At 68.7% G+C, this 22,623-nt stretch carries 20 protein-coding genes; 13 read left to right on the forward strand and 7 right to left on the reverse strand.

Annotation, left to right across the window (positions count from 1 at the left end):
• Window positions 1-30 precede the first annotated feature (30 nt).
• From CBM2586_RS05905 to CBM2586_RS05915, 3 genes are all read left to right on the forward strand, one after another.
• A complete protein-coding gene (locus CBM2586_RS05905; protein WP_115687021.1) occupies window positions 31-681 on the forward strand; it encodes a response regulator transcription factor in 651 nt (216 codons plus the stop codon).
• On the forward strand, window positions 681-3,638 hold the full coding sequence (locus tag CBM2586_RS05910) for a hybrid sensor histidine kinase/response regulator (protein WP_240988080.1): 2,958 nt from the start codon (window positions 681-683) through the stop codon (window positions 3,636-3,638). The genes CBM2586_RS05905 and CBM2586_RS05910 overlap by 1 nt, the downstream gene beginning before the upstream one ends.
• Before the next feature lie 293 nt (window positions 3,639-3,931).
• Window positions 3,932-4,438, forward strand: coding sequence for a glycine zipper family protein (locus CBM2586_RS05915; protein WP_115687022.1), 507 nt, complete (start codon window positions 3,932-3,934; stop codon window positions 4,436-4,438).
• Window positions 4,439-4,515: 77 nt separating this feature from the next.
• Here the strand turns inward: CBM2586_RS05915 and CBM2586_RS05920 are convergent, their stop codons facing one another.
• The gene (locus CBM2586_RS05920) at window positions 4,516-4,992 is read right to left on the reverse strand and encodes a hypothetical protein (protein WP_115687023.1); all 477 of its coding nucleotides are present in this window, start codon (window positions 4,990-4,992) and stop codon (window positions 4,516-4,518) included.
• 283 nt (window positions 4,993-5,275) lie between these two features.
• On the opposite strand from CBM2586_RS05920, the gene CBM2586_RS05925 reads away from it, so the two are divergent.
• Genes CBM2586_RS05925 through CBM2586_RS05940 form a run of 4 tightly spaced genes read left to right on the forward strand, consistent with a single transcriptional unit; the run spans window position 5,276 to window position 8,807 of the window.
• Window positions 5,276-5,737: a hypothetical protein gene (locus tag CBM2586_RS05925; protein WP_115687024.1), complete on the forward strand. Its 462-nt coding sequence runs from the start codon at window positions 5,276-5,278 to the stop codon at window positions 5,735-5,737.
• A gap of 57 nt (window positions 5,738-5,794) precedes the next feature.
• Window positions 5,795-6,220 (forward strand): DUF3302 domain-containing protein, encoded by a 426-nt coding sequence (locus CBM2586_RS05930; protein WP_231942498.1) that lies wholly within the window; start codon window positions 5,795-5,797, stop codon window positions 6,218-6,220.
• The gene (locus CBM2586_RS05935; RefSeq protein ID WP_115687025.1) at window positions 6,221-7,399 is read left to right on the forward strand and encodes an HlyD family secretion protein; all 1,179 of its coding nucleotides are present in this window, start codon (window positions 6,221-6,223) and stop codon (window positions 7,397-7,399) included.
• A 10-nt stretch (window positions 7,400-7,409) separates the two neighbouring features.
• Entirely contained in the window at window positions 7,410-8,807 is a 1,398-nt protein-coding gene (locus tag CBM2586_RS05940; protein WP_240987893.1) for an efflux transporter outer membrane subunit, read from the forward strand.
• A 12-nt stretch (window positions 8,808-8,819) separates the two neighbouring features.
• Here CBM2586_RS05940 and CBM2586_RS05945 read toward each other — a convergent pair whose 3' ends face one another.
• The 3 genes from CBM2586_RS05945 to CBM2586_RS05955 all read right to left on the reverse strand — a co-directional run bounded on the left by CBM2586_RS05945 (window position 8,820) and on the right by CBM2586_RS05955 (window position 11,377).
• A complete protein-coding gene (locus CBM2586_RS05945; RefSeq protein ID WP_115687027.1) occupies window positions 8,820-9,137 on the reverse strand; it encodes an Mpo1-like protein in 318 nt (105 codons plus the stop codon).
• A gap of 99 nt (window positions 9,138-9,236) precedes the next feature.
• On the reverse strand, window positions 9,237-10,061 hold the full coding sequence (locus CBM2586_RS05950; RefSeq protein ID WP_115662442.1) for an alpha/beta fold hydrolase: 825 nt from the start codon (window positions 10,059-10,061) through the stop codon (window positions 9,237-9,239).
• Window positions 10,061-11,377, reverse strand: coding sequence for an O-acetylhomoserine aminocarboxypropyltransferase (locus CBM2586_RS05955; protein ID WP_115662441.1), 1,317 nt, complete (start codon window positions 11,375-11,377; stop codon window positions 10,061-10,063). The genes CBM2586_RS05950 and CBM2586_RS05955 overlap by 1 nt, the downstream gene beginning before the upstream one ends.
• Before the next feature lie 243 nt (window positions 11,378-11,620).
• Here CBM2586_RS05955 and CBM2586_RS05960 point away from each other — a divergent pair, with 243 nt between their 5' ends.
• The 5 genes from CBM2586_RS05960 (at window position 11,621) to CBM2586_RS05980 (ending at window position 17,341) form a co-directional block, all read left to right on the forward strand.
• Window positions 11,621-12,067 (forward strand): CBS domain-containing protein, encoded by a 447-nt coding sequence (locus tag CBM2586_RS05960; protein ID WP_115662440.1) that lies wholly within the window; start codon window positions 11,621-11,623, stop codon window positions 12,065-12,067.
• A 151-nt stretch (window positions 12,068-12,218) separates the two neighbouring features.
• Window positions 12,219-14,117: an MFS transporter gene (locus CBM2586_RS05965; RefSeq protein ID WP_115687028.1), complete on the forward strand. Its 1,899-nt coding sequence runs from the start codon at window positions 12,219-12,221 to the stop codon at window positions 14,115-14,117.
• Window positions 14,118-14,138: 21 nt separating this feature from the next.
• A complete protein-coding gene (locus tag CBM2586_RS05970; RefSeq protein WP_115662438.1) occupies window positions 14,139-14,873 on the forward strand; it encodes a glutathione S-transferase family protein in 735 nt (244 codons plus the stop codon).
• Window positions 14,874-14,958: 85 nt separating this feature from the next.
• The gene (gene aroC / locus CBM2586_RS05975; protein ID WP_115662437.1) at window positions 14,959-16,068 is read left to right on the forward strand and encodes a chorismate synthase; all 1,110 of its coding nucleotides are present in this window, start codon (window positions 14,959-14,961) and stop codon (window positions 16,066-16,068) included.
• Between the two features lies 1 nt (window position 16,069).
• A complete protein-coding gene (locus CBM2586_RS05980) occupies window positions 16,070-17,341 on the forward strand; it encodes an MFS transporter (RefSeq protein WP_115662436.1) in 1,272 nt (423 codons plus the stop codon).
• On the opposite strand, the gene CBM2586_RS05985 is transcribed toward CBM2586_RS05980, so the two are convergent.
• On the reverse strand, window positions 17,263-18,369 hold the full coding sequence (locus CBM2586_RS05985) for an NAD(P)/FAD-dependent oxidoreductase (RefSeq protein ID WP_115687029.1): 1,107 nt from the start codon (window positions 18,367-18,369) through the stop codon (window positions 17,263-17,265). The genes CBM2586_RS05980 and CBM2586_RS05985 overlap by 79 nt on opposite strands.
• 38 nt (window positions 18,370-18,407) lie before the next feature.
• Complete coding sequence (locus tag CBM2586_RS05990) at window positions 18,408-19,124, reverse strand: FadR/GntR family transcriptional regulator (protein WP_115687030.1); 717 nt, start codon at window positions 19,122-19,124, stop codon at window positions 18,408-18,410.
• Window positions 19,125-19,367: 243 nt separating this feature from the next.
• Between CBM2586_RS05990 and CBM2586_RS05995 the strand changes: the two genes are divergently transcribed.
• Window positions 19,368-20,255, forward strand: a complete 888-nt coding sequence (locus tag CBM2586_RS05995) for a flagellar brake protein (RefSeq protein WP_115662433.1) — start codon at window positions 19,368-19,370, stop codon at window positions 20,253-20,255.
• Window positions 20,256-20,882: 627 nt separating this feature from the next.
• Here the strand turns inward: CBM2586_RS05995 and CBM2586_RS06005 are convergent.
• Window positions 20,883-22,571 carry an electron transfer flavoprotein-ubiquinone oxidoreductase gene (locus tag CBM2586_RS06005; protein ID WP_115662432.1) on the reverse strand — a complete coding sequence of 563 codons (1,689 nt, stop codon included), beginning with the start codon at window positions 22,569-22,571 and terminating at the stop codon, window positions 20,883-20,885.
• Window positions 22,572-22,623: the final 52 nt, after the last annotated feature.

Below are 22,623 nucleotides of genomic sequence, written 5' to 3' on the forward strand. Positions count from 1 at the left end.
CTCGTCCCATCTCGCCGCATCTCGCCACGCATGCCGCCACGTTCCATCTCCGTCGTGATCGCAGACGATCACCCGGTGATCCAGCTTGCCGTCAAGGCCACCCTGAGCGAGATCCCGACCATGCAGGTGGCTGCGACCTGCTCTTCAGGGAAGGAGCTTTTCGCCGCGCTGGAAACGCTGCAGCCCGACCTGATCGTGACGGATTTCTCGATGGAACGTTCGCAGGGCAATGACGACGGCCTGCGGCTGCTGCACCGGCTCAGGCAGTTGCGGCCCGAGACGCCGATCGTTGTCTTCACGATGCTTACCAATGGCGGCCTGCTCACGCGCATTACCGAGATGGGCGTCGATGCCATTGTCGGCAAGCACGAGGCGCCGGGCATCCTGAGGCAAATCTGCATCGATGTGCTGTCGGGCAAGGGCCAGCGCCTGTCGCCGGCCATCGCGGCGCGCCTTTCCAGCGCGGGCGCGCTGCCTGGGGGCAGTGCAAGCCCGCTGTCTCCCAGGGAAATCGAGGTGGTGCGCATGTTTGCCACCGGCAGCACCGTCACGGAAATCGCCGGCTATCTCCATCGATCCCTGGCCACCGTCGCGACGCAGAAGCGCTCGGCGATGCGCAAGCTGAACGTCACCAGCAATGCGGACCTGGTCACCTACGCGCGCGACAACGGTCTGACCTGATGCCAGGCCCGGAGCAGCCGACGCGGCCAGCGCCAGTGCAGGATGCCGACTCGGTGGCGCGCAACCTGCAGCGGGAACGCCGCGTGTTCTCGATGGTGATACTGCTGCTGGGCCTGCTGGCCATGGCGATCGCCGCGGCCACCGTGCTGGTCCGGCTGAATGGCTCGCTGCGTTCGCAGGAGCAGGTCGCGCGCCTGTATGAGCAGGGTGTGGTCGATGCCGTGCTGGAACGCCGCAGCACCCTGACCGCGACCAACCTGATTCTGGAGCTCCACGCCAATGGCACGTTCCCGCGGCCACGGCACCAGCCCGCCAGTGGCTTGTGCGCACAGGCTGCGCCGTCCGCTGCGCCGGACGATGTTCTGCAGCGCAGCTGCGACCAGGCCGTCAGGACCCTGACCGCGGCCAGCCAGAAGCCGTCGATCGAAATGATCTCGATCGCAAGCGGCGCGACCTACCGCTATGAAGCGCCAGGCGCGCGGCCCGCGCCGGCGCTGATGCCCGCTTCGCTGCTCACCGGGATGGTCCTGCAACGCCTGCAGCGCCGCGATCCGGATCTGCTGCATGCGGCGCGGGAAAAGACCGTGGCCTGGCTGGCATTTCCGGCGCGCGCGCCCGGCGAGGAAGCGGTGGTCGTGGGCGCGTCGCTGGTCGCAACCGGCAACGAACTCTACGCCATCGTGCTGACGCGTATCCCGCTGCAAGACCTGCTGCGCCCTGCCGGGCCCAACGTGTCGATCCCGGAGCCGATCGTCTTCGACAGCCGCGGCATTGCCCTGGTCGACTCAGGCGCAAGGGCCGACGCGCAACGGCTGGACGCCAGGCTGGAGGCAGCTCCGGATGGCCTGTTCCACTGGGTCCGGGGTTATGGCTGGGCGCTGCGCCGCCCGCCGCTGGTGGCGGACTTCGGCCACCTGATCTTTGCGCTGCCGGTCGGCCAGCAGTTTCAGGCAATGCGGGAGGAACTGCTGGTCATCGGCCTGATCACGGCCGTGCTGGTTGCCTCGCTGTTCGCGATGTACCGCTACTGGAACTATCGTTTCCTGACCGCAACCTACGCCGAGGCGGCGCGCGCGCAGCAGATGCTGCATGAGGCCAGGCTTGCGAGCGAGGCGGCGGGCAAGGCCAAGGTGGCCTTCTTTGCCTCGATGAGCCACGAGATACGCACGCCGCTGTCATCGCTGCTGGGCAACATGGAGCTGGTCAGCCTGGGCGCACTGGAGCCGGAACAGCGGGCGCGGGTGAGCGCCATGCAGGTCTCGGCCGAAGGCCTGCTGCAGATCGTCAACGATGTGCTCGATTTTTCCAAGCTCGACGTCGGCGCACTGAGCCTCGCGGAAGAACCCGTATCGGTCACTGAGCTGCTCGGTCGTATTGCGATCTCGCACGCCCCGCTGGCGGCGCAGCGCCAGCTGAGCTTCCTGGCGGTGTATGGCAAGGAGATCCCGGCGCGACTCAGGCTCGACCCGGTGCGCCTGGCCCAGATCATCAACAACCTGCTTGGCAATGCGTTCAAGTTCACCCGCGCCGGCAAGATCGTGCTGCGCGCGCAATGGGTGGACCAGCATCTCGAGATCGTCATCGCCGATACCGGCGTCGGCATACCGGACCAATACAAGGGGCGGCTGTTCCAGCCTTTCTCTCAGGTCGACGACAACCGCCTGGCCCAGGCGCGGGGGACCGGGCTCGGGCTGTCGATCTGCCGGCGCCTGGTGGAGCGGATGAATGGCCGTATCACGCTGGACAGCATCCTCGGGGTCGGTACGCGCGTTACGGTCCGGCTGCCGCTCGGCGTGTGCGGTGAGACCCGGCCCGCGCCGCGATGGCGTTTGCCGCCGAACCGGACGCTGGTGCTGTGCCGTGAGCCGGAGTGCCTGGAAGGGATGCTGAATCATTTCGACTGGGGCACCTGCCTGCCTTCGTCCCGCTCGTCCATCGACACGCCTGTTGACAAGGGCCGATGGGATTGCCTGCTGGTGGCGGAGGCATTGGATCCGGATGAGGTCATGGCGTGGTGGGGCAAGCCGGCCTCGATCGTATGGCTGAAGCCGCTGGGGCCGCTGGTCGCGGTAACGCGGCCGGATGGCGGCCTGGACGTGTCTGCCTATAGCCTGCCCGGCATCTTCGCTGCCGCGCAGGCGGTCATCACCAAGGCCGCGCCACCGCTGCCCCCCGCCGGCCAGTCCGCGCCCGCCCGGCGCGAGGCTCCGGCCGTGCCGCTTGCCGGTCTTTCGGTGCTGGTCGCGGAAGACAACCGGCTGAACCGCAGTCTGCTGCGCGACCAGCTCCAGGTGCTGGGGGCGACCGTAGTCGAAGCCGGCAACGGCAACGAGGCCATGGCAGTGCTGTCGGAGCGGAGCATGGATGCGGTCCTGACGGACATCGACATGCCCGTGATGAATGGATTCGAGCTGCTGCGTGAAATCCAGCGGCGCCATCCGCAGGTTCCGGTCTATGCCGTGAGTGCCAGCGCGCGGCCCGAAGATGTCGCGCAAGGGCGGGCAAGCGGATTTACCGGCTACCTCACCAAGCCGGTGGCACTGGCGGCGCTCGCCTCGGTCCTCGCCGGGGTTGCCGCGCCGGCCGGCAACACGCCTGCGCACGCAGCAGAGGAGGCGGCAGCATGGTCTGGCGACGACGATCTGCCCGACCTGCCGCGGGTCCCGGCCGGGTACGCTGAAGCGTTCCTGGCGCAAACCAGGGCAGACCTGGAAGCGCTCGGCGCGGCGCGTGCGGGCCGGGACGTGCGAAGCCTGGAACGACTGCTGCATCGCGTCGCCGGCACGCTCGCGGTGCTCGGCCGCTCAGGGCTCGGCGAGCTTTGCGAGGAACTGCGCAGTTACGCAGCCGAGGCCGGAGGCTGGGACGATGAGATCGAGCTCCAGTCAGCGGCGATCGCGCACGGCCTCGGCCAGGTGCGCGAGCGCCTGGACGCTGGCGCACCGTCGTCCCGATAGTCCCTGCAGCCCCGGCCTGCCGGTTTTCCAACTCCTTTGATTGCGGCCACGCCCGCGCGAAGTCACCATAGCGCAGGCGGGTGGGCGGGCCTCCACCTTCGGGCACTTGCCTGGGAAAGCCCCGCGAAACCCGTCGTCTGCCTCCTGCACGGTGGGCGGTTTCTACTTGGCCCGGGCGTGACGCTGCAGCGGCGAGCGCTGATCGCAGTGTGCCCGGGCATGAATCCATGCCATCCGGGAACCGCAGCGCAGCGCTGGGACACCCCGGGCCTGGCACCTCAACAGGAGAGTTCATGAGCCTTCGTGCAAATCTAGTCCTTGCCACGTGCACCGCCTGCGTCCTGTTACTGGGCGCGGTACCGGGCACGGCCGGTGTGGCACAGGCGCACGCGGTCTTGCCGAAACCCGTTGCCTATCCGGCCAGGGGGCAGCTGGCGCACCAGCAAGCGATGGATGATGGCGCCTGCTATGGCTGGGCCAGGCAGCAGACCGGCGTGGATCCGTCCAGGATCGCCAGCGCGCCGGTGCCGGTGATCGTGCCGGGCGGTGAGCGCGTGGTGGGCGCCGCGCGCGGCGCGGCTGCCGGTGCCGTGGTGGGAGCGATCGGCGGCGATGCGGGAGACGGCGCCGCAACCGGTGCGGCCGTCGGAGCCGTCGCCGGTGGCATCGCCCATCGGCAGCACCGCCGGCAGGCGGCCGCGCTCAGCGCGCAGATGCAATCCAGCAATGACTGGGCCTTGTCGTCATACTGGCAGGCCTGGACGGCTTGCATGACGGGGCGGGGCTATTCCGTGCAATAGGCTCCCGCTCGCGTGGACCAGGCGGACGCATCCGGTCCGCCTGGTCCATCCGCTCCGCCAGGTACGTGCGGATACGCCTAAAGGACAGCGCAGTCTTCGGCGCTGGCGGCAACGGCCATGTCCACCCCGGCATCGTTGCGCAGGACCACGCACAGGAATGCGCCGGTGGCATGTTCGGGTGCGGGAGCCTCATGCCAAAGCCGCGGCAGGCGTGCCGTGGCGGTGCGCAGCTGACCCTGTTCGAGCGCCGGGCCGGCATCCGCGCCGTCCCTGGCTTCGCGCCAGGTTACCGCGATGGGGCCCGCCGGCTTCGTACCAGGGAAGCAGAAGGATGGGGCCGAGCGTGCGTGGCGCAAGGCGGGGCCGGTCTCGCATCGCCCGGCGCTCACGGCCAGCACGTCATGATCGGTGTGATTGACGGCCACCACCTTCTTCCACGGCCAGGGTTCCTGGAACGGGCTCAAGGTTTCGGCATCGGGAATCGCGCAGCCGCAGAGGGCGCTTGCCGCGGCGATGGCAAGGACGCGCGCGGGAATCGAGGGAACGGCATTCATTGGGGTAGTCAGTGGAGGCAACCTGGTGTTCGCCCGACGGGCGTACGACGGTGGAAGAGGGTAGGGCCGTCGCGGCCGCCGCAGCTATCAAAGGAATTCGAAATGCTGCACGGCCGCCAGCGGCAGTGCCGCCGGTCTCACTTCCCTCGCTTCCCTTCGCTTTCAAATTCCTTTGATAGCCGCGCTCTGCCCTGCCGCGTAAGGTGTGCGCTCTGTCCAGACGTGACCGGCCGTGCCGGCGCGCGTCGACCGTATTTGATCCACTTCGAAGGAAACCCCTGACATGACCAAGCGTTGCATTGCGGCGGTCTCTACAAGCGGCGCGGGAGCGCCTTTCGCAGTCGGCCGGCAAGGGCGCCGCGAAGGGACCGGCGCGGGTGGCCGCGGGCTTGCCAACGTGGTGATCGCGCTGTTGATCGCGGGCGCCGGAGCCTCGTACGGGCAGGCCGCTTCCGGCCCGGGGGCAAGCGGCACCACCGGCCAGCCGAAGGCTTGCGCCGCGGCCGGCCTTGGCGCGGGTTCCGCCATCTGTGCCGGGGCAGCCGATCCCGGCCAGAGCAAGTACAACCTCCTGTACGCAGACGATGCCCCGGCCGGCGAAGGCGTACCGTCGCCCGGCGTTGATGCCGGTAGCTCCGGCGGGAACGGCGCTGCAGGCGGCGTATCCGGGCGGACCGCGGGCCGCGCGCGCGCTGCCGGAGTCGGCGGTGACGCGGCGCAAGCCTGGCCCGCCAGCATCCTGTAGCTCGCAGTCCTGCCTTGCCCGGAGTTCCCGCGGCAACGCGTCACCGCGGGGCTTCGCATGTCGAACACCGAGCCATCGCGCTCCATCCCAAACATTCCGATGAAACTTCGTCAATCCCTGCTGACGGGCGCCTGGCTGCTTGCCATGAGCGAACCCGCCCGCGCCTCCCTGCTGAGTGGAAAAGCGCTCGAGAGCGCGGCCAACGCGATCTCCTGGGTGGTGCTGATACTGGTGCCGCTCGCCGGCCTCTATCTGTTCTGGATGCTCCATGTCTGGCCGGAAAAAGTCGCCCAGCGCAAGCAACACCCGCAGAAGGAGGCGATCCATGCGCTGTGCCTGCTCTCACTGTTCTTCGGTGGCCTGCTATGGCCCATGGCCTGGCTGTGGGCCCACACCAAGCCGGTGTTCTACCGGGCGGCCTACGGCACCGACAAGGCGCCCCAGGACGACGCGGCCAGGTCTGGCGCCGGGGAGCGGAACTGAATGGACGCGCTGCTGCTTGGTATCTATGCGTTGATCGTCTGGCTGATCTTCTTCAAGTTCAAATGGCTGCCGTGGAACACCGCTTCGATGATCGTTGTGTTCACGATTCCGGTGGTCGCCTTGACGCTGCTGGTGCTCACGCTCAACGTGGTGGCCCCTTCCTCGCACGAGGTCAGGGTCGTCGGCAAGGTCCTTCAGGTGGTGCCGCAGGTGCGCGGACGCATTGTCGAGCTTCCCGCCGAGGGCAACCGCAGCTACAAGAAAGGGGATGTGCTGTTGCGCATCGATCCGACCCCCTACCAGGCTTCGGTCAGGCAGCTCGAAGGCCGGCTGATGGCTGACGACGCCGCGCTGGCCGAGGCGCAGGCAAAGGCCCGGCAACTCAGCGAATCCGTGCGCGGCGCGGCCGGCAGGGTCGGCGCCGTGCAGGCCAGGCTGTCGCTGGCGCGGCAGCGGCTCAAGGAACATGAGGCGCTGCTGGCGGCCGGGGCCGGCTCGAAGTTCGACCGCGAAGACGCGCTGGCCCGGCAGCGCGAGCTGGAAGGCGAACTGACCAGCGCGCAAGCCGTCGAGGACGAGGCCAGGCAGAAGCTGTCGGCCACGAGCCAGGGCGAGTTTGCCGCCATTGCCACCGCCCGCGCCAAGCGTGCGGAAACCGAGGTCTTGCTTGAGAACGCCAGATGGGAGCTGGACCAGACCGTGTACCGCGCGCCCGCCGACGGCAAGGTCGTGAACCTGCAGGTGCGCGTCGGCACCATGCTGGTTCCGTTTCCCTTCTCGCCGGCATTCAGCTTCGTCGAGGATGAACAGGAGGTGATCGCGCTCTACAAGCAGAACGAACTTTATAACGTCAAGGCCGGCGATCTCGCCGAGATCTATCTGCCGACCCATCCGGGCGACATCATCAAGGCCAGGGTGGATTCGATCGTCTGGGCGCAGTCACAAGGCCAGTTTGCGCAGGGCGGAATGATCCCGAACACTGGGGCGACGGAAGTCGTGCCGAACCGGTTTGCGGTCAAGCTGGCGCTGCGGGATGAATCGAAGGGCCTGAGCTTGCCGGTCGGCGCGGTCGGCGCGGGGGCCATCTACACCACGCATATGAAGATGTTCCACATCATTCGCATGGTCTTCCTGAGGGTCAGCTCCAAGCTGAACTATCTCGTGTTCAAGCTTCATTAAAGGGAAGTCCGTGTCGTCTCACCTCAAAAAGACTTTGCCGTTATGGCCGGCGCTTGCGCTCGCCATGCTTTCCGGCTGCGCCCTGCAGGCGCCGCCAGCCGGCGTCGAGCTCCAGCGCCAGGCGGTGCCGGCGCTGGAAGGCCAGCGCACGTGGGCGCACACCGCGGTCGCGGGCGATCCCGCGGACGGCTGGCTGGCAACCTTCGACGACGCCGAACTGCAGCGGCTGGTGCAGGAAGCGGTTGCGCACAACAGCGATCTGAGGCTCGCCGCGGTTCGCGTCCAGCAGGCGCAGGCGCTGGTCGCCATCGAAAGCAGCGGCCTGCTGCCGAGCGCGGGGGCGAAGGGCCGGGCCGGCAATTCGGAAACGCAGATCCTCTCCATCGGCGCGAGCTGGGAGATCGATCTGTGGGGGCGCATCCGCGCGCAGTCGCGGGCGGCGCAATCCCAACATGCCGCCACCCTGGCGGACCATGCCTGGGCCCGGCGCGTGGTCGCCGCGGCCACGGCGCGGGCATGGTTCACGCTGATCCGCAACGCCATGCTGGAAGAACGGCAGCGGCAGGCCGCCGCCATCGCCGAGCAGATGGTGCAGGTCACCCGCCAGCGCGTTGCGATCGGCGCGGCGCCCGACACCGAGCTGGTGGAAACGCAAAATTCGCTCCGCACGCGGCTCGATGCGCTCAGCCGGTCGGAGCTGGCCCGCAGCCAGGCTGCGCAAGCCCTGGAACTGCTGCTGGGCCGCTATCCTGCGGGAGCGATCGGCGCGCACGCGACCACGCTGGAACTGCCGGCCGTGCCTGCCGCCGCGCCGGCCGGCCTGCCGGCGGACCTGGTGGATCGCCGCCCGGATCTCACCGCCGCGGCGCAGCGCGTTGCTGCGGCGTTCGACCTGAAGCAGTCGGCCGAGGCCGCGCGCCTGCCGCGCATTTCGATCAGCGCGGCCATTACCGGCATCCGCAGCGATGTCTTCCTGCTCAACGAGACCAGCAGCCCGGTCAAAGGACTGAATGCCTCGTTCTTCGCGCCGATTTTCACCGGCGGAGCACTCAAGGCCAGGGCGGACTACTACAGCGCCGAGCAGAAGGCCGCGCTGATTGCCTATGGCAACAGCGCCCTGCAGGCCCTGGGCGAGGTCGAGGCGGGGTTGCGCGCCGAAGCCAGCCTTGCACAGCGCAGGGAACAACTGCAGGACCGGGTCGAGGCAAGCCAGGACCTGGTGCGGCGGGAACAGGCACGGGTCCGGATCGGCGCCTCGGACCCGCGCCGCCTGCTGGCGGAGCGGCAGGCGCTGCTCACTGCCGAGATGGATCTCATCGGCGCCCATGGCGACCATCTCAACCGGCGTATCGCGCTCTTGCTGGCGTTGGGCGGGGACTGGAGCCAACCGGACCCTGCCAGGGCGTGACGCCACTATCCCTCAGAACGGAATCCGGCCCCGCCAGATATCGGCATACATCACCCAGTCGCCCATCAGGCTGTAGAGCGGATGCCGGAACGTGGCCGGCCGGTTCTTCTCGAAGCCGAAGTGCCCGACCCAGGCGAAGCCATAGCCGGCCACCACCGCGGCGAGCAGCCACCAGGCATTGCCGGTGGCGGCCAGCGCCGCCAGGCACAGCAGCGCCACCGTCGACCCGGCAAAATGCAGGCGCCGGCAGGTGCGGTTCTGGTGCTCGCCGAGGTAGTAGGGGTAGAAGGCCGCGAAATTCTCGAACTCGCGCGCGCGCGCATGGGCCATGGCTGTCTCCGGCAGGTCTGGTCTGCTGCAGTGTAGACCTTCAGCGCCGGGATGTAGCGGCGACGGCCGCCGGCGTGGCCGGCCGTCCGGGGCGCAGCATCAGCCCGCTGCCACCACCTTGCGCGCGAACGCCGCCAGCGCATCGAGCACTTCGTCCGGGCGCTCGCCCATCAGCGCATGGCCGCACGGCACCGTCACCACGCTGGCGCTGCGCATCTTGCCGGCCAGTGCCTGGGCTGCTTTGGGCGAAGTCATCATGTCCTTGCTGCCGGTGACGAACAGCGCCGGACAGGCCGCCGCCGCGGCGGCTTCCTCGCCATGGGCATAGGCGTTGCAGGCCGAGAAGTCATTGTGGAACACATGCGCCTGCGGATTGTTGCGCGACACGCGCTCCATCAGCCGCTGGCTGCCACCGTGCATCCACGCGCCCGGTCCCGGCGACGAGGGCTTGTTGGCGAGGCTGGAGTGCGACCAGGCGTTGACCATGGCGATGGCGTCGCCCTCGCGATTGAGCGAGGCGTCCAGCAGCGCGTCCGACACCTTCATCGGATAAGCCGTGGCCAGCAGGCCGATGCCGCGCACCGCCTGCGGATGCCGCGCCGCGCATTCCAGCGCGATCAGCGAGCCCATGCTGTGGCCGAACACGAAGGCCGGCGCGGTGACGCCGGCGGCCGACACCAGCGCCATGACCCAGTCCGCCATGGCCTCGACCGTGGCCAGCGGCGCGCCCTTGCTGCGGTTGTGGCCGGGCAGGTCCACCGCCAGCACCGAGAAGCCATGGTTGGCGAACCAGCGGGTCTGCAGCGCCCACACGCTGTGGTCGTTCTGCGCGCCATGGACAAAGACCGCGCAGGGCAGGGCCGGATCGAAGGGTTTGCCGCCGGTATAGGCGTAGGCCGGCTGGCCGGCAAGGTTCAGTTCCATCAGGCTTGCCCTCCCTGCTTGCCCGCGCCCATGGCCTTCTCGGCCGCCTTCAGGCCGCGCTTGAGATCGTCGATCAGGTCATCGGCATCCTCCAGGCCGACCGACAGCCGGATCGTGCCTTCGGTGATCCCGGCCGACTGCAACGCGGCCGCGTCCATGCGGAAGTGCGTGGTCGACGCCGGGTGGATCACCAGCGAGCGCGCGTCGCCGACATTGGCCAGGTGCGAGAACAACGCCAGGTTTTCGATAAAGCGCTGGCCGGCGACGCGGTTGCCCTTCAGGTTGAAGCTGAACACCGCGCCGCAGCCGCGCGGCAGCAGGCGCTTGGCCAGTTCGTAGTCGGGGTGGGATTCCAGTTCCGGGTACGACACCGACTCCACCATCGGGTGCGAGACCAGGAACTGCACCACCTTGCGGGTATTGTCGACATGGCGGCTCATGCGCAGCGGCAGGGTCTCCACGCCCTGCAGCAGCTGCCACGCCGCCATCGGGTTCATGCAGGCGCCGAAATCGCGCAGGCCCTCGCGGCGCGCGCGCAGCAGGAACGGCGCCACCGTGCTTTCCTCGGTGAACACCATGTTATGGAAGCCCTGGTACGGCTCGGACAGCTCCGGGAAGCGCCCCGAGGCTTCGAAATCGAAGGTGCCGCCCTCGACCAGCACGCCGCCGATGGTGGTGCCGTGCCCGCCCAGGAACTTGGTGGCCGAGTGGTAGAGCAGGCCGGCGCCATGGTCGAACGGCCGCAGCAGGTAGGGTGTGGTGAAGGTGGAGTCCACCAGCAGCGGGATGCCGTGGTCCTGACCCAGTTGCGCCAGGGTCGGAATGTCGAGCACGTCCAGCCCGGGGTTGCCCAGGGTCTCGCCGAACAGCAGCCGGGTCTCGGGGCGGATGGCGGCGCGCCAGGCGTCTATGTCGCGCGCCTTGACGAAGGTGGTCTCGATGCCGAAGCGGCGCAGCGTGTAGTGCAGCAGGTTGTGCGAGCCGCCGTACAGCGCCGACGACGCCACGATATGCGCGCCCGCGCCCATCAGCGTGGCCACCGCCAGGTGCAGCGCGGCCTGGCCCGAGGCCGTGGCAATGGCGCCGGCGCCGTTCTCGAGCGCGGCGATGCGCTCCTCGAGCACGGCCACGGTGGGATTGGAAATGCGGGAATAGACGTGCCCCGCGCGTTCCATGTTGAACAGCGACGCGGCATGCTCGCTGTCGCGGAACACGAAGGACGTGGTCAGGTGGATGGGGGTGGCGCGGGCCCCGGTGGCGGGGTCGGGCGCGGCGCCGGCGTGCAGCGCCAGCGTGTCGAAGCGGGTTCCGGACATGGTCGGTCGGCCTTGAGTTGTCTCCGGCCAGCATCGTAGCATCGTGCGCCTGCCCACGCGCGCCGCGGCCCGCAAACCGGCCTCCCGCTTTACTTTGGCGACGGGTTTGGGCTAGCATCGGCCAACGGGCAAGGCGCCCGCACACCCTTGGACAGACAACAAAGTGACCGGCATCGTCGCGCCAGCGGCGACGGCGATGCCTTCAGTTCCAGCTCGGACAGAGCGCAGGCAGCGGAGACCATCATGAAAGTCAGCGACATCCTCCAGATCAAGGGCAATACGCTCTATACCGTGACGCCTGACACCTCCTTGCTGGTAGCCGTCCACACCATGGCCGAGCACGATATCGGCTCGCTGGTGGTGATGGAGTACGGCGACCTGGTCGGCATGCTGACCTTCCGCGAGATCATCGAGACCCTGGCCCGCAACCACGGCAACGTCGGCACCACCAGCATCCGCAAGGTGATGGACGATGCGCCGCTGACCTGCACCATGGAAACCGACGTCAACGAGGTCCGCCGGATGATGCTGGAGCGTCACACCCGCTACCTGCCGGTGCTCGACAACCGCACGCTGATGGGCGTGATCTCCTTCTACGACGTCGCCAAGGCCGTGGTCGAGGACCAGAGCTTCGAGAACAAGATGCTCAAGGCCTATATCCGCGACTGGCCGGAAGAGCGCGCCGAGTGATGGCGCCGGGCCGCGCCGGCTGACGCCGCCTGCGGAAATACCCTCGGCTGGCGCCACCCGGCCGCGGCAAGGTGGCGGCAAGGCCGCGGCTGCGGCACACTAGCCGGCGTTCCCATTCCCGTTGGCGGTCGCCCGACCGACCGGCCCATCCATGAGCCAACACAGCCAGTTCCGACTGCTCGGCCTGCGCCGCTTCGCGCCGTTCTTCTGGACCCAGTTCCTGGGGGCGATGAACGACAACGTGTTCAAGGTCGCCTTCACCTCGCTGGTGACCTACCACACGGCGCTGTTCGAGGGCGTCGACGCGCGCAGCGCGGCGTTCCTGATCTCGGCCATCTTTATCGCGCCGTTCGTGCTGTTCTCGGCCACCAGCGGGCAGATCGCCGACAAGCTGGAGAAGTCGCGGCTGATCCGGCTGGTCAAGTCGCTGGAGATCGCCATCATGATGCTGGGCCTGGCCGGCTTTGCCTGGCACAGCGCGCCGCTGCTGTACGCCGGCACCTTCCTGATGGGGCTGCATTCCACGCTGTTCGGGCCGGTCAAGTTTGCCTACCTGCCGCAGCACCTGGACGAGAGCGAGCTGGTCGGCGGCAACGGGCTGGTCGAGATGGGCACCTTCGTCGCGATCCTGATCGGCACGCTGATCGGCGGCGAACTGGCGGGGCTGCAGCAGGGCGGCGCCATGGTCGGGCCGATGTACGTGGGCGCGACCTGCGTGGCCATTGCCGTGGCGGGGCGGCTGGTGTCGGGGCGGATCCCGGCCTCGCCGGCGCCGCAGCCGAACCTGCGCATCAACTGGAACCCGATTTCCGAGACCTGGCGCAACCTGGTGCTGGCGCGCGGCAACCGCACCGTGTTCCTGAGCCTGCTCGGCATCTCGTGGCTGTGGTTCCTCGGCGCCACCTTCCTCACCTCGTTCTTCAGCTATGCCAAGGACGTGCTGGGCGGCGACCAGAACGTGGTGACGCTGCTGCTGGCGGTGTTCTCGCTGGGCATCGGCACCGGATCGCTGCTGTGCGAGCGCCTGTCCGGGCGCCATGTCGAGATCGGCCTGGTGCCGTTCGGCTCGATCGGCATGACCGTGTTCGCGGTCGACCTGTACTTTGCCAGCCAGGGCCAGGCGCCGGCCGCGCTCAGCGGCATCGGCGGCTTCCTGGCGCAGCCGCGGCACTGGCGCGTGCTGGCCGACCTGTTCCTGCTGGCGATGTTCGGCGGCTTCTACAGCGTGCCGCTGTACGCGCTGATCCAGAGCCGCAGCGCGCCCACGCACCGCGCCCGCATCATCGCCGCCAACAACATCCTGAACAGCTTCTTCATGATCGCGGCGTCGCTGCTGGGCGTGGCAATGACGCAGGCGGGCTACAGCATCCCGCAGCTGTTCCTGGTGGTGGGGCTGCTCAATGCGGTGGTGGCGGCCTATATCTACTCGCTGGTGCCGGAATTCCTGCTGCGCTTTATCGCGTGGATCCTGGTCCATACCCTTTATCGCCTGCGCCGCATCAACGCCGAGCGGATCCCCGCCGAAGGTCCGGCGGTGCTGGTGTGCAACCACGTCAGCTTCGCCGACGCGGTGGTGCTGATGGCGTGCAGCCCGCGCCCGGTGCGCTTTTTGATGGACCACAACATCTTCAGGGTGCCGCTGCTGTCGTGGTTCTTCCGCCAGGCGCGCGCGATCCCGATCGCGCCGGCGCACCAGGACCCCGAAATGCTCAGGCGCGCCTACGACACCGTGGCCCAGGCGCTGGACGAGGGCGACCTGGTCTGCATCTTCCCCGAAGGCAAGATCACCGCCACCGGCGACATCAATCCGTTCAGGCAGGGCGTGCAGCAGATCATCCGGCGCACCCCGGTGCCGGTGGTGCCGATGGCGCTGCGCGGGCTGTGGGGCAGCTTCTTCTCGCGCAAGGACGCGCCGGCGATGTCGCGGCCGTTCCGGCGCGGCATCCTGAACCGGCTGGAACTGGTGGTGGGAGAGCCGGTGCCGCCCGAGTCGGCCACGCCGGAAGGCCTGCAGAAGATGGTGCAGGCCCTGCGCGGCGACTGGCGCTAGCCGACGCAAAGGCGATCCGCGATGATTACCCTCTACACCTTCGGTCCCGCCTTCGGGCTGCCCGATGCCAGCCCCTTCGTCACCAAGGCCGAGATGCTGCTCAAGCTGGCCGGCCTGCCGTACACGGCGCGCCCCGGCAGCCTGCGGCGCGCGCCCAAGGGCAAGCTGCCTTACCTGGACGACATGGGCCGGATCGTGGCCGATTCCACCATGATCCGCTGGCATATCGAGAAGACCTACCACATTGATTTCGACGCGGGCCTGGACGCGGCCGGGCGCGGCATCGCCTGGGCCGCCGAGAAGCTGATGGAGGACCATCTCTACTGGGCGGTGGCGCGCGTGCGCTGGCTCGACCAGGCCAATTTCGACAAGGGCCCGGCCCAGTTCTTCCGCGGCGTGCCGGCGCCGGTGCGGGGTCTGGCCGAGCGGCTGGTGCGCTACAAGGTGCGCAAGACGCTGTGGGGGCAGGGCCTGGGCCGGCACAGCGAGGAAGAGCTGGTGGCGCTGGCCAGCAAGGGCGTGACCTCGATCGCCGACATCCTGGGCGACAAGCCCTACCTGATGGGCGAGCGGCCATGCGGGGCCGATGCCACGCTGTTCGCCTTTGCCGGCAGCCTGCTGTGCCCCGTATTCGACACCCCGATCCGCACCGCGGCCGAGGGGCATGCCAACCTGGTGGCCTATATGGAGCGGATGCGCGCCGAGTTCTACCCGGAGCTGGCCGCCGCGCCGGCCGCGCAGGGCGTCGCCGCCTGAGCTGCTGACCGCCGCCGAGGCCCGCCCGAGCCCGGCCATTGGCCTTACAATGGAGGCCGTCCCCAATTCCTGTGCGGTTTCCATCATGTCCGGCAACACCCTTGGCCTGCTTTTCACTGTCACCACCTTCGGCGAATCGCACGGGCCGGCCATCGGCGCGGTGGTGGACGGCTGCCCGCCGGGCCTGGCGCTGACCGAGGCCGATATCCAGGGCGACCTGGACCGCCGCAAGCCCGGCACTTCGCGCCACGTCACCCAGCGCAAGGAACCCGACCAGGTCGAGATCCTGTCGGGCGTGTTCGAGGGCAAGACCACCGGCACCCCGATCTGCCTGCTGATCCGCAACACCGACCAGCGCAGCAAGGACTACGGCAATATCGTCGAGACCTTCCGTCCCGGCCATGCCGACTACACCTACTGGCAGAAGTACGGCATCCGCGACCATCGCGGCGGCGGCCGCTCGTCGGCGCGCCTGACCGCGCCGGTGGTGGCGGCCGGCGCGGTGGCCAAGAAGTGGCTGCGCGAGCAGTACGGCACCGAGATCCGGGGCTATATGTCGCAGCTGGGCGAGATCGCGGTGCCGTTCACCGACTGGTCGCATGTGCCGGAGAACCCGTTCTTCGCCGCCAATGCCGACATCATCCCGGAGCTGGAAACCTATATGGACGCATTGCGCCGCGACGGCGATTCGGTCGGCGCGCGCATCGAGGTGGTGGCCAGCAACGTGCCGGTGGGCCTGGGCGAGCCGCTGTTCGACAAGCTCGACGCCGATATCGCGCACGCGATGATGGGCATCAACGCGGTCAAGGGCGTCGAGCTCGGCGCCGGCTTCGACAGCGTCGCGCAGCGCGGCAGCGTCCATGGCGACGAACTGACCGCCGCGGGCTTCCGCACCAACAACGCCGGCGGCGTGCTGGGCGGCATCTCCACCGGCCAGGACATCACCGTGTCGCTGGCGATCAAGCCGACGTCTTCGATCCGCACCCCGCGCGAATCGATCGACAAGGCCGGCAACGCCGCCACCGTCGAGACCTTCGGCCGCCACGATCCGTGCGTGGGCATCCGCGCCACGCCGATCGCCGAGGCCATGCTGGCGCTGGTGCTGATCGACCACGCGCTGCGCCACCGCGCGCAGTGTGGCGACGTCCGCGTCGAAACGCCGCGCATTCCCGCGCAGGCCGGCCAGACCCGCTGACTTGACGCCGCACCGCGCCGGCGGCCAGAGCGGGGCCGGCGGCCCCGACCATGCCCGCTTCGGGCTGTTCTACCTGGGCTATTACGGCTATGTCGGCCTGATCTCGCCCTACGTCAGCCTGTACTTCGCCGACCGCGGCTTCGATCCGGTGCAGATCGGCGTGCTGATGGCAAGCTTCCAGGTGAGCCGCATCGTCGGCCCCTACCTGTGGGGCTGGCTCTCCGACATGATGCACACGCGCGTGCGCATCCTGCGCGTGAGCGCGTTCACCTCGCTGCTGGCGTTCCTGGTGCTGCCGGGCGTCGGCAGCTACGGCGGCATGATGGCGATGATGCTGACGCTGAGCCTGCTGACCAGCGCGATGTCGCCGCTGGGCGATGCCCTGACCATTTCCACGCTGCGCCGTTACGGCGCCTTCGACCACAGCTACGGCCGCATCCGCATGTTCGGCTCGCTCGGCTTTATCGGCGCGGTGCTGGCCGGCGGGGCGCTGTTCGAGGCGGTCGGCATGCGCGCGTTCCCGTGGGTGGCGAGCGCGGTGCTGGCGATCCTGGCCGGGGTGGTGCTGACCATGCGCGACGCGGCCGACGAGGGCCCGCGCACGACGCCGCCGCGCGCCTTGCCGCTGCTGCGCCGCCCGGACGTGGCCTGGTTCCTGGCGTCGGCCTTCCTGATGATGTTCGCGCACGCCGCGCTCTACGTGTTCTACTCGCTGTGGCTGGAAACGCTGGGCTACAGCAAGCTGGCCATCGGCGCGATGTGGACCATCGGCGTGGTCGCCGAAATCGTCTTCTTCTACTACCAGGGCCTGCTGTTCGCGCGCCTGGCCCTGCGCACCATCCTGGCCGGTACCTTCGTGCTGGCGGCGCTGCGCTTCGGCCTGACCGGCTACCTGGCGCAGTTCGCCTGGCTGATGGCGCTGGTGCAGGTGCTGCATGCGGCGACCTTCGCCGCGCACCACAGCGCCAGCCTGAAGCGCCTGCAGTCATGGTTTGCCGGGCCGCTGCAGGGCCGCGGGCAGGCGCTGTACACCGGCATCTCCTACGGCGTCGGCGGCACGCTCGGCGGCCTGGCGATGGGCTGGACCTGGAATGCGCTGGCGCCGGCGCATACCTTCGGGCTCGCCGCCGTGGCCGCCGTGGCGGGCGCCTTCTGCGCCGTGATGAGCTTCCGCGCGGAAGGCGGCGGCGCGCTTCAGTCCAGCGCCGCGCAGACCCGCTCGGCAATCGCCAGCGACGAGGTCAGCCCCGGCGATTCGATGCCGAACAGGTGAACCAGGCCCGGCACGCCGTGCAGGGCGGGCCCGTCGATGCGGAAATCCGCCGCCGCTTCGTGCGGACCGCTGATCTTGGGGCGGATGCCGGCATAGCCGGGCTGCAGCGCGCCGTCGGCCAGCCCCGGCCAGTAGCGGCGCACCTCGTCATAGAAGCCGTCGGCGTCGGCCGGATCCACGCCGTATTCGATTTCGTCGATCCAGCGCACATTGGGGCCGAAGCGCGCCTGGCCGCCCATGTCGATGGTCAGGTGCACGCCGAGCCCGGCGGCCTCGGGCACGGGATAGATCAGCCGTGAGAACGGCGCGCGCCCGGCCAGCGTGAAATAACAGCCCTTGGCGTAGTACTGCGGCGGGATATGGGCTTCGGGCATGCCGTCGATGCGGCGCGCCAGTTCCGGTGCCGTGAGCCCGGCCGAATTGACCACCGTGCGCGCCAGCAGCGTGGTGGCGCTGCCGTCTTCCGCGCCGATTTCCAGCCGGATGCCGTCCGCCGTGACCGCGCCGCCCAGCACCGGCGACTGCACCGCCAGCATCGCGCCGGCGTTTTCCGCATCGCCCAGCAGCGCCGTCATCAGGCTGTGGCTGTCGACGATGCCGGTCGACGGCGACAGCAGCGCCGCATGGCACTGCAGTTGCGGCTCCAGCGCCTGCGCTTCGGCGCGGTCGAGCAGGCGCAGGTCGTCGACGCCATTGGCGGCGGCCCTGGCGCGGATGCCTTCGAGCGTCGCCACCTGGGCCGCGCTGGTGGCGACGATCAGCTTGCCGCAGCGCTGGTGCGCGACGTGGCGGCTGGCGCAGTAGTCGTACAGCATGGCCTTGCCGCGCACGCACAGCTGCGCCTTGAGCGAGCCGGCCGGATAATAGATGCCGGCATGGATGACTTCGCTGTTGCGCGCGCTGGTGATGGTGCCGAAGGCGTTCTCGGCCTCCAGGATGATGACTTCGCGGCCTTGCAGCGCCAGCGCGCGCGCCACCGCCAGTCCCACCACGCCGGCGCCGATCACGACGCAATCCACTGTTTCCATGGTTGTTCCTTGCTTCAGGGGTCTCGATATATCCGGCTTCAGGCGGGCAGGCCCAGGCGTGCCGCGGCGGCCGTCAGGTGCTGCTGCGCGGCATTGCGTGCGGCCGTGGCGTCGCCTGCGGCAATCGCTTCGGCCAGGGCCGCGTGCTCGTGGTCGGCGGCGCGCGGCACGCCGGTGGCCGCGCTCAGCCGCGCGGTGTTCTCCCACGCGCGCTGGCGCGCGGCCAGCATCTGCTGGCCGACGAAATCCGTCAGGCCGGTGAAGCAGGGGTTGTGCGCGGCTTCGGCAATGGCGTGGTGGAACGCCATGTCGGTCGCGGCGGCGCTGGCCATGTCGCCGCGCCCGTCGGCCTGCGCCTGCATCGCCGCCAGCGCCGCGCGGATCGCCTCGACGTCGGCGCCGGTGCGGCGCTGCGCCGCCATTTCGGCGCAGGCGGTTTCCACCACCCGGCGCAGCTCGAACAGCTGCGCCAGCGTCGGGCCGCCATCGGGCGCGCTGGCCACGCGCCAGGCCTGGCCGCCCGGGGTCTCGGACACATAGGCGCCGGAGCCCTTGCGCGTGACCAGCACGCCGTCGGCCTTCAGCTGGGCAATGGCCTCGCGCACGATCGGGCGGCTGACGCCGAAGGCCTCGGCCAGGGACGCCTCGGCAGGCAGGCGCGCGCCCGCGCCATAGCGGCCGGCAAGGATGTCGTCATGCAAGGTCTGGGCGATACGTGTGGCAAGCGAAGCCGGGCGGAGCAGGAGGGTGTTCATGGCGCTCAATATGTCAGGCTGTCTGACAGCTTTGCGCGATTCTGGCCTTAACTTTGCTGCGCGTCAAGCTTGCACTAGGTATCCGATGCTACACATGCGACCTCGGTATCCATTGCCCGGCACTAAATTTCGCCGCGCGGAGGCCGATAGAAGCCCAATACAGGCGGCGGAGTCAGTGCTTCAGTTCCGCCCAGGGCTCGTCGCGTCCCAGCACGCCCACGCCGGGGCCAACTGCAAACAGCCATGATCCAGCTCACCCCTAACGATCTTCCCGTCGGCCATCCGCTGCCCTGGTCATTGCTCGATGGCGACGGCAATCTCGTGCTCGGCAGCGGCAACATCATTCCCGATGCGCGCGACCTGGCCCTGGTGTTCCGCCACGGCACGGTCTGCCGTGACGATGCCGGCGACGAGGCCGCCGATGAACTGCGCCCGGCCAGCGGGCCGCTCGGCCTGCAGGTCGGCACGCTGCTGCATATCAAGCTGGAGGGCGAGGCCGCCCGTGCGGCCGCGAGCCGGCTGATCGGCTTTATCGAGCAGGGCCTCTTTGTCACCTGGCCGCAACTGGGCGGACGCGACCTGCCGCTGCAGGCCGGTGACGCCGTGATGCTGCGCGGCTTTTCGGGGCACGCCATCCACAGCTTCAACTCGACCATCACCGCGGTGTGCCGCAGCCCGTTCCGTTACCTGGTGCTGTCGGCGCCGGTGCAGCAGCACGCCACGCCGGTGCGCAAGGCCGCGCGCGTGCCGACCCGCCTGGCCGCCTACCTGACCGAACCCGCCGATGACGACGGCATCGACCGCAGCGCGGCGCGGCTGGCGCTGCTGTCCGACCTCAGCACCGGTGGCGCGCTGGTGCAGACCACCAGCCCGGCGCCCGCGCCGGGCAGCCGAGTGCGGCTGCGCTTCAACCTGCGCACCGCATCGCTGGACAGCGAGGTGGTGCTCGACGGCTGGGTCCGCGTCGCGCCAGCCGGTGCGGCCGGCGACGATGCCGACTTTCCCGCGTTCGGGGTAGCCTTCGATGTGCTGGCCGAGCGCGAACTGACGCTGCTGCAGTGCTACATCTACGAACAGCTGCTTTCCAGCACCCGCATGCCGGTGCAGCCCCCGGCGGCGGCGGCCGTTTAGAGGGATTCCGCTAATGTTTTGATTGTCTCCACGGATCGGGCCGTCTTTACTGCTTCCAACATAAAAAGACCCACCACCGAGGAGACCAGATGGAGCACGGCGAACACCACGCGTGCGGGCAATGCACGCCCGCACCACGCGCGCAGCAGCAGTCCCGCAATTCCCGGCGCACCCTGGCAGGCCCCGCCGCGGCGATGGCCGCCGCAGCCATGCTGACGTAGCCGGCACCGCCGCGGCGTTGACCGCCAATGGCGACTACGCGAAGACGCGCTACCCGATCGTGCTGGTCCCCAGCGCCTGCCCATTGCTGATGCCGTTGAACCAGCCGACCGTATCGGTGCCGATGCCGTTGATCAGGTCGAGCACGGTGTCGGCCACTTCGCTGCCGCGGTGCGGGCTGCCGATGGGGTCCGGAGGCCGATGCCGCGGGCAACCAGCGGCAGCAACTGGACACGCTGCCCAGGCAGGCTTTCGATAATCCGAGCGAAGCGCTGCAGGCGGAGGTGGCCGACCAGGCGATGGCAGCGCGGCGGCAGGCACGCTAACGCATGCCGCGGTCGAACAAAAAGAAAACGGCACCGGGAACCCGGTGCCGTTTTCACTTGCCAGCGCGCTTGCGCCGCCGGCTTACATCCCGACGTAGTTCGGGCCGCCGCCGCCTTCCGGCGTCACCCAGACGATGTTCTGGGTCGGGTCCTTGATGTCGCAGGTCTTGCAGTGCACGCAGTTCTGCGCGTTGATCTGCAAGCGCTGCTTGCCCGAGGTCTCGTCCTGCACGAACTCGTACACGCCCGCCGGGCAGTAGCGCGACTCGGGGCCGGCGTACTGGTCCAGGTTGATGTCGACCGGCACACTGGCGTCCTTGAGCGTCAGGTGCGCCGGCTGGTTTTCTTCATGGTTGGTGTTGCTGATGAAGACCGAACTGAGGCGGTCGAAGGTCAGCTTGCCGTCCGGCTTCGGGTACTCGATCCTCTGGCACTCGGCCGCGGGCTTCAGGTACACATGGTCGGGTTTCACGCGGTGGATGGTCCACGGCGGGTTGCGGATGCCCAGCTTGGGCAGCAGCCATTGCTCGATGCCGGTCATCAGCGTGGCGGTGGTGCGGCCCTTCTTGAACCACTGCTTGAAGTTCTTGGCCTGCAGCAGTTCCTTGTACAGCCAGCTCTGCTCGAACGCGGCCGGGTAGGCGCTCAGCTCGTCGTGCTGGCGGCCGCCCTGCAGCGCATCGTAGGCGGCCTCGGCGGCGAGCATGCCGGTCTTGATCGCGGCGTGGCTGCCCTTGATGCGCGAGGCGTTCAGGTAGCCGGCATCGCAGCCGACCAGCGCGCCGCCCGGGAACACGGTCTTGGGCAGCGACAGCAGGCCGCCGGCGGTGATGGCGCGCGCGCCGTACGACAGGCGCTTGCCGCCTTCGAAGTACTGGCGGATTTCCGGATGGGTCTTGAAGCGCTGGAATTCCTCGAACGGCGACAGCCACGGGTTGGTGTAGTCCAGGCCGACCACGAAGCCGACCGCGACCTTGTTGTCTTCCATGTGGTACAGGAACGAGCCGCCGTAGGTGGCCGGATCGAGCGGCCAGCCGGCGGTGTGCACCACCAGGCCGGGCTGGTGCTTGGCCGGGTCGATTTCCCACAACTCCTTCAGGCCGATGCCGTAGCTCTGCGGATCCTTGCCGGCATCGAGCGCGAACCGGGCGATCAGCTGCTTGCCCAGGTGGCCGCGCGCGCCTTCGGCGAAGATGGTGTACTTGGCATGCAGTTCCATGCCGAGCTGGAAGTTCTCGGTGGGCTCGCCTTCCTTGTTGATGCCCATGTTGCCCGTGGCCACGCCCTTGACCGAGCCGTCTTCGTTGTACAGCACCTCGGCGGCGGGGAAGCCCGGGAAGATCTCGACGCCCAGCGCCTCGGCCTGCTGGCCCAGCCAGCGCACGAAGTTCGACAGGCTGACGATGTAGTTGCCTTCGTTGTGGAAACACTCGGGCAGCAGGGCGTTCGGGGTTCCCTTGGAACCGCTTTCGTTCAGGAACAGGAACTTGTCTTCGGTGACCGCCTGGTTCAGCGGCGCACCCAGTTCCTTCCAGTTCGGGATCAGCTCATTCAGGGCGCGCGGGTCCATGATGGCGCCCGACAGGATGTGAGCGCCGGGCTCCGAGCCCTTTTCCAGGACGCACACGTTGACGTCGGCGCCTTTCTCCTGCGCGAGTTGCTTCAGGCGGATGGCCGTGGCCAGGCCTGCGGGGCCGCCGCCGACGATGACCACGTCGTATTCCATGGCTTCGCGCGGGCCGAACTGCTCCAGGAGCTGTTGCTGATCCATTTGTCTCTAACCCTCTGTTTCTTTGCTGCTTGCTGGCAATTGTGGGAAATGC

The organism is Cupriavidus taiwanensis, from assembly GCF_900250115.1.
Classification (GTDB): Bacteria; Pseudomonadota; Gammaproteobacteria; order Burkholderiales; family Burkholderiaceae; genus Cupriavidus; species Cupriavidus taiwanensis_B.

What these genes read in the sequence shown, in the direction of transcription:
- CBM2586_RS05955 (WP_115662441.1), bottom strand. Translation starts at nt 11,377, where the DNA reads ATGTCCGGAACCCGCTTCGACACGCTGGCGCTGCACGCCGGCGCCGCG.
- CBM2586_RS05910 (WP_240988080.1), top strand. Translation starts at nt 681, where the DNA reads ATGCCAGGCCCGGAGCAGCCGACGCGGCCAGCGCCAGTGCAGGATGCC.
- CBM2586_RS05905 (WP_115687021.1), top strand. Translation starts at nt 31, where the DNA reads ATGCCGCCACGTTCCATCTCCGTCGTGATCGCAGACGATCACCCGGTG.
- CBM2586_RS05930 (WP_231942498.1), top strand. Translation starts at nt 5,795, where the DNA reads ATGTCGAACACCGAGCCATCGCGCTCCATCCCAAACATTCCGATGAAA.
- CBM2586_RS05965 (WP_115687028.1), top strand. Translation starts at nt 12,219, where the DNA reads ATGAGCCAACACAGCCAGTTCCGACTGCTCGGCCTGCGCCGCTTCGCG.
- CBM2586_RS05995 (WP_115662433.1), top strand. Translation starts at nt 19,368, where the DNA reads ATGATCCAGCTCACCCCTAACGATCTTCCCGTCGGCCATCCGCTGCCC.
- CBM2586_RS05945 (WP_115687027.1), bottom strand. Translation starts at nt 9,137, where the DNA reads ATGGCCCATGCGCGCGCGCGCGAGTTCGAGAATTTCGCGGCCTTCTAC.
- CBM2586_RS05915 (WP_115687022.1), top strand. Translation starts at nt 3,932, where the DNA reads ATGAGCCTTCGTGCAAATCTAGTCCTTGCCACGTGCACCGCCTGCGTC.
- CBM2586_RS05920 (WP_115687023.1), bottom strand. Translation starts at nt 4,992, where the DNA reads ATGAATGCCGTTCCCTCGATTCCCGCGCGCGTCCTTGCCATCGCCGCG.
- CBM2586_RS05985 (WP_115687029.1), bottom strand. Translation starts at nt 18,369, where the DNA reads ATGGAAACAGTGGATTGCGTCGTGATCGGCGCCGGCGTGGTGGGACTG.
- CBM2586_RS05970 (WP_115662438.1), top strand. Translation starts at nt 14,139, where the DNA reads ATGATTACCCTCTACACCTTCGGTCCCGCCTTCGGGCTGCCCGATGCC.
- CBM2586_RS05950 (WP_115662442.1), bottom strand. Translation starts at nt 10,061, where the DNA reads ATGGAACTGAACCTTGCCGGCCAGCCGGCCTACGCCTATACCGGCGGC.
- CBM2586_RS05960 (WP_115662440.1), top strand. Translation starts at nt 11,621, where the DNA reads ATGAAAGTCAGCGACATCCTCCAGATCAAGGGCAATACGCTCTATACC.
- CBM2586_RS05935 (WP_115687025.1), top strand. Translation starts at nt 6,221, where the DNA reads ATGGACGCGCTGCTGCTTGGTATCTATGCGTTGATCGTCTGGCTGATC.
- CBM2586_RS05990 (WP_115687030.1), bottom strand. Translation starts at nt 19,124, where the DNA reads ATGAACACCCTCCTGCTCCGCCCGGCTTCGCTTGCCACACGTATCGCC.
- CBM2586_RS05925 (WP_115687024.1), top strand. Translation starts at nt 5,276, where the DNA reads ATGACCAAGCGTTGCATTGCGGCGGTCTCTACAAGCGGCGCGGGAGCG.
- CBM2586_RS06005 (WP_115662432.1), bottom strand. Translation starts at nt 22,571, where the DNA reads ATGGATCAGCAACAGCTCCTGGAGCAGTTCGGCCCGCGCGAAGCCATG.
- aroC (WP_115662437.1), top strand. Translation starts at nt 14,959, where the DNA reads ATGTCCGGCAACACCCTTGGCCTGCTTTTCACTGTCACCACCTTCGGC.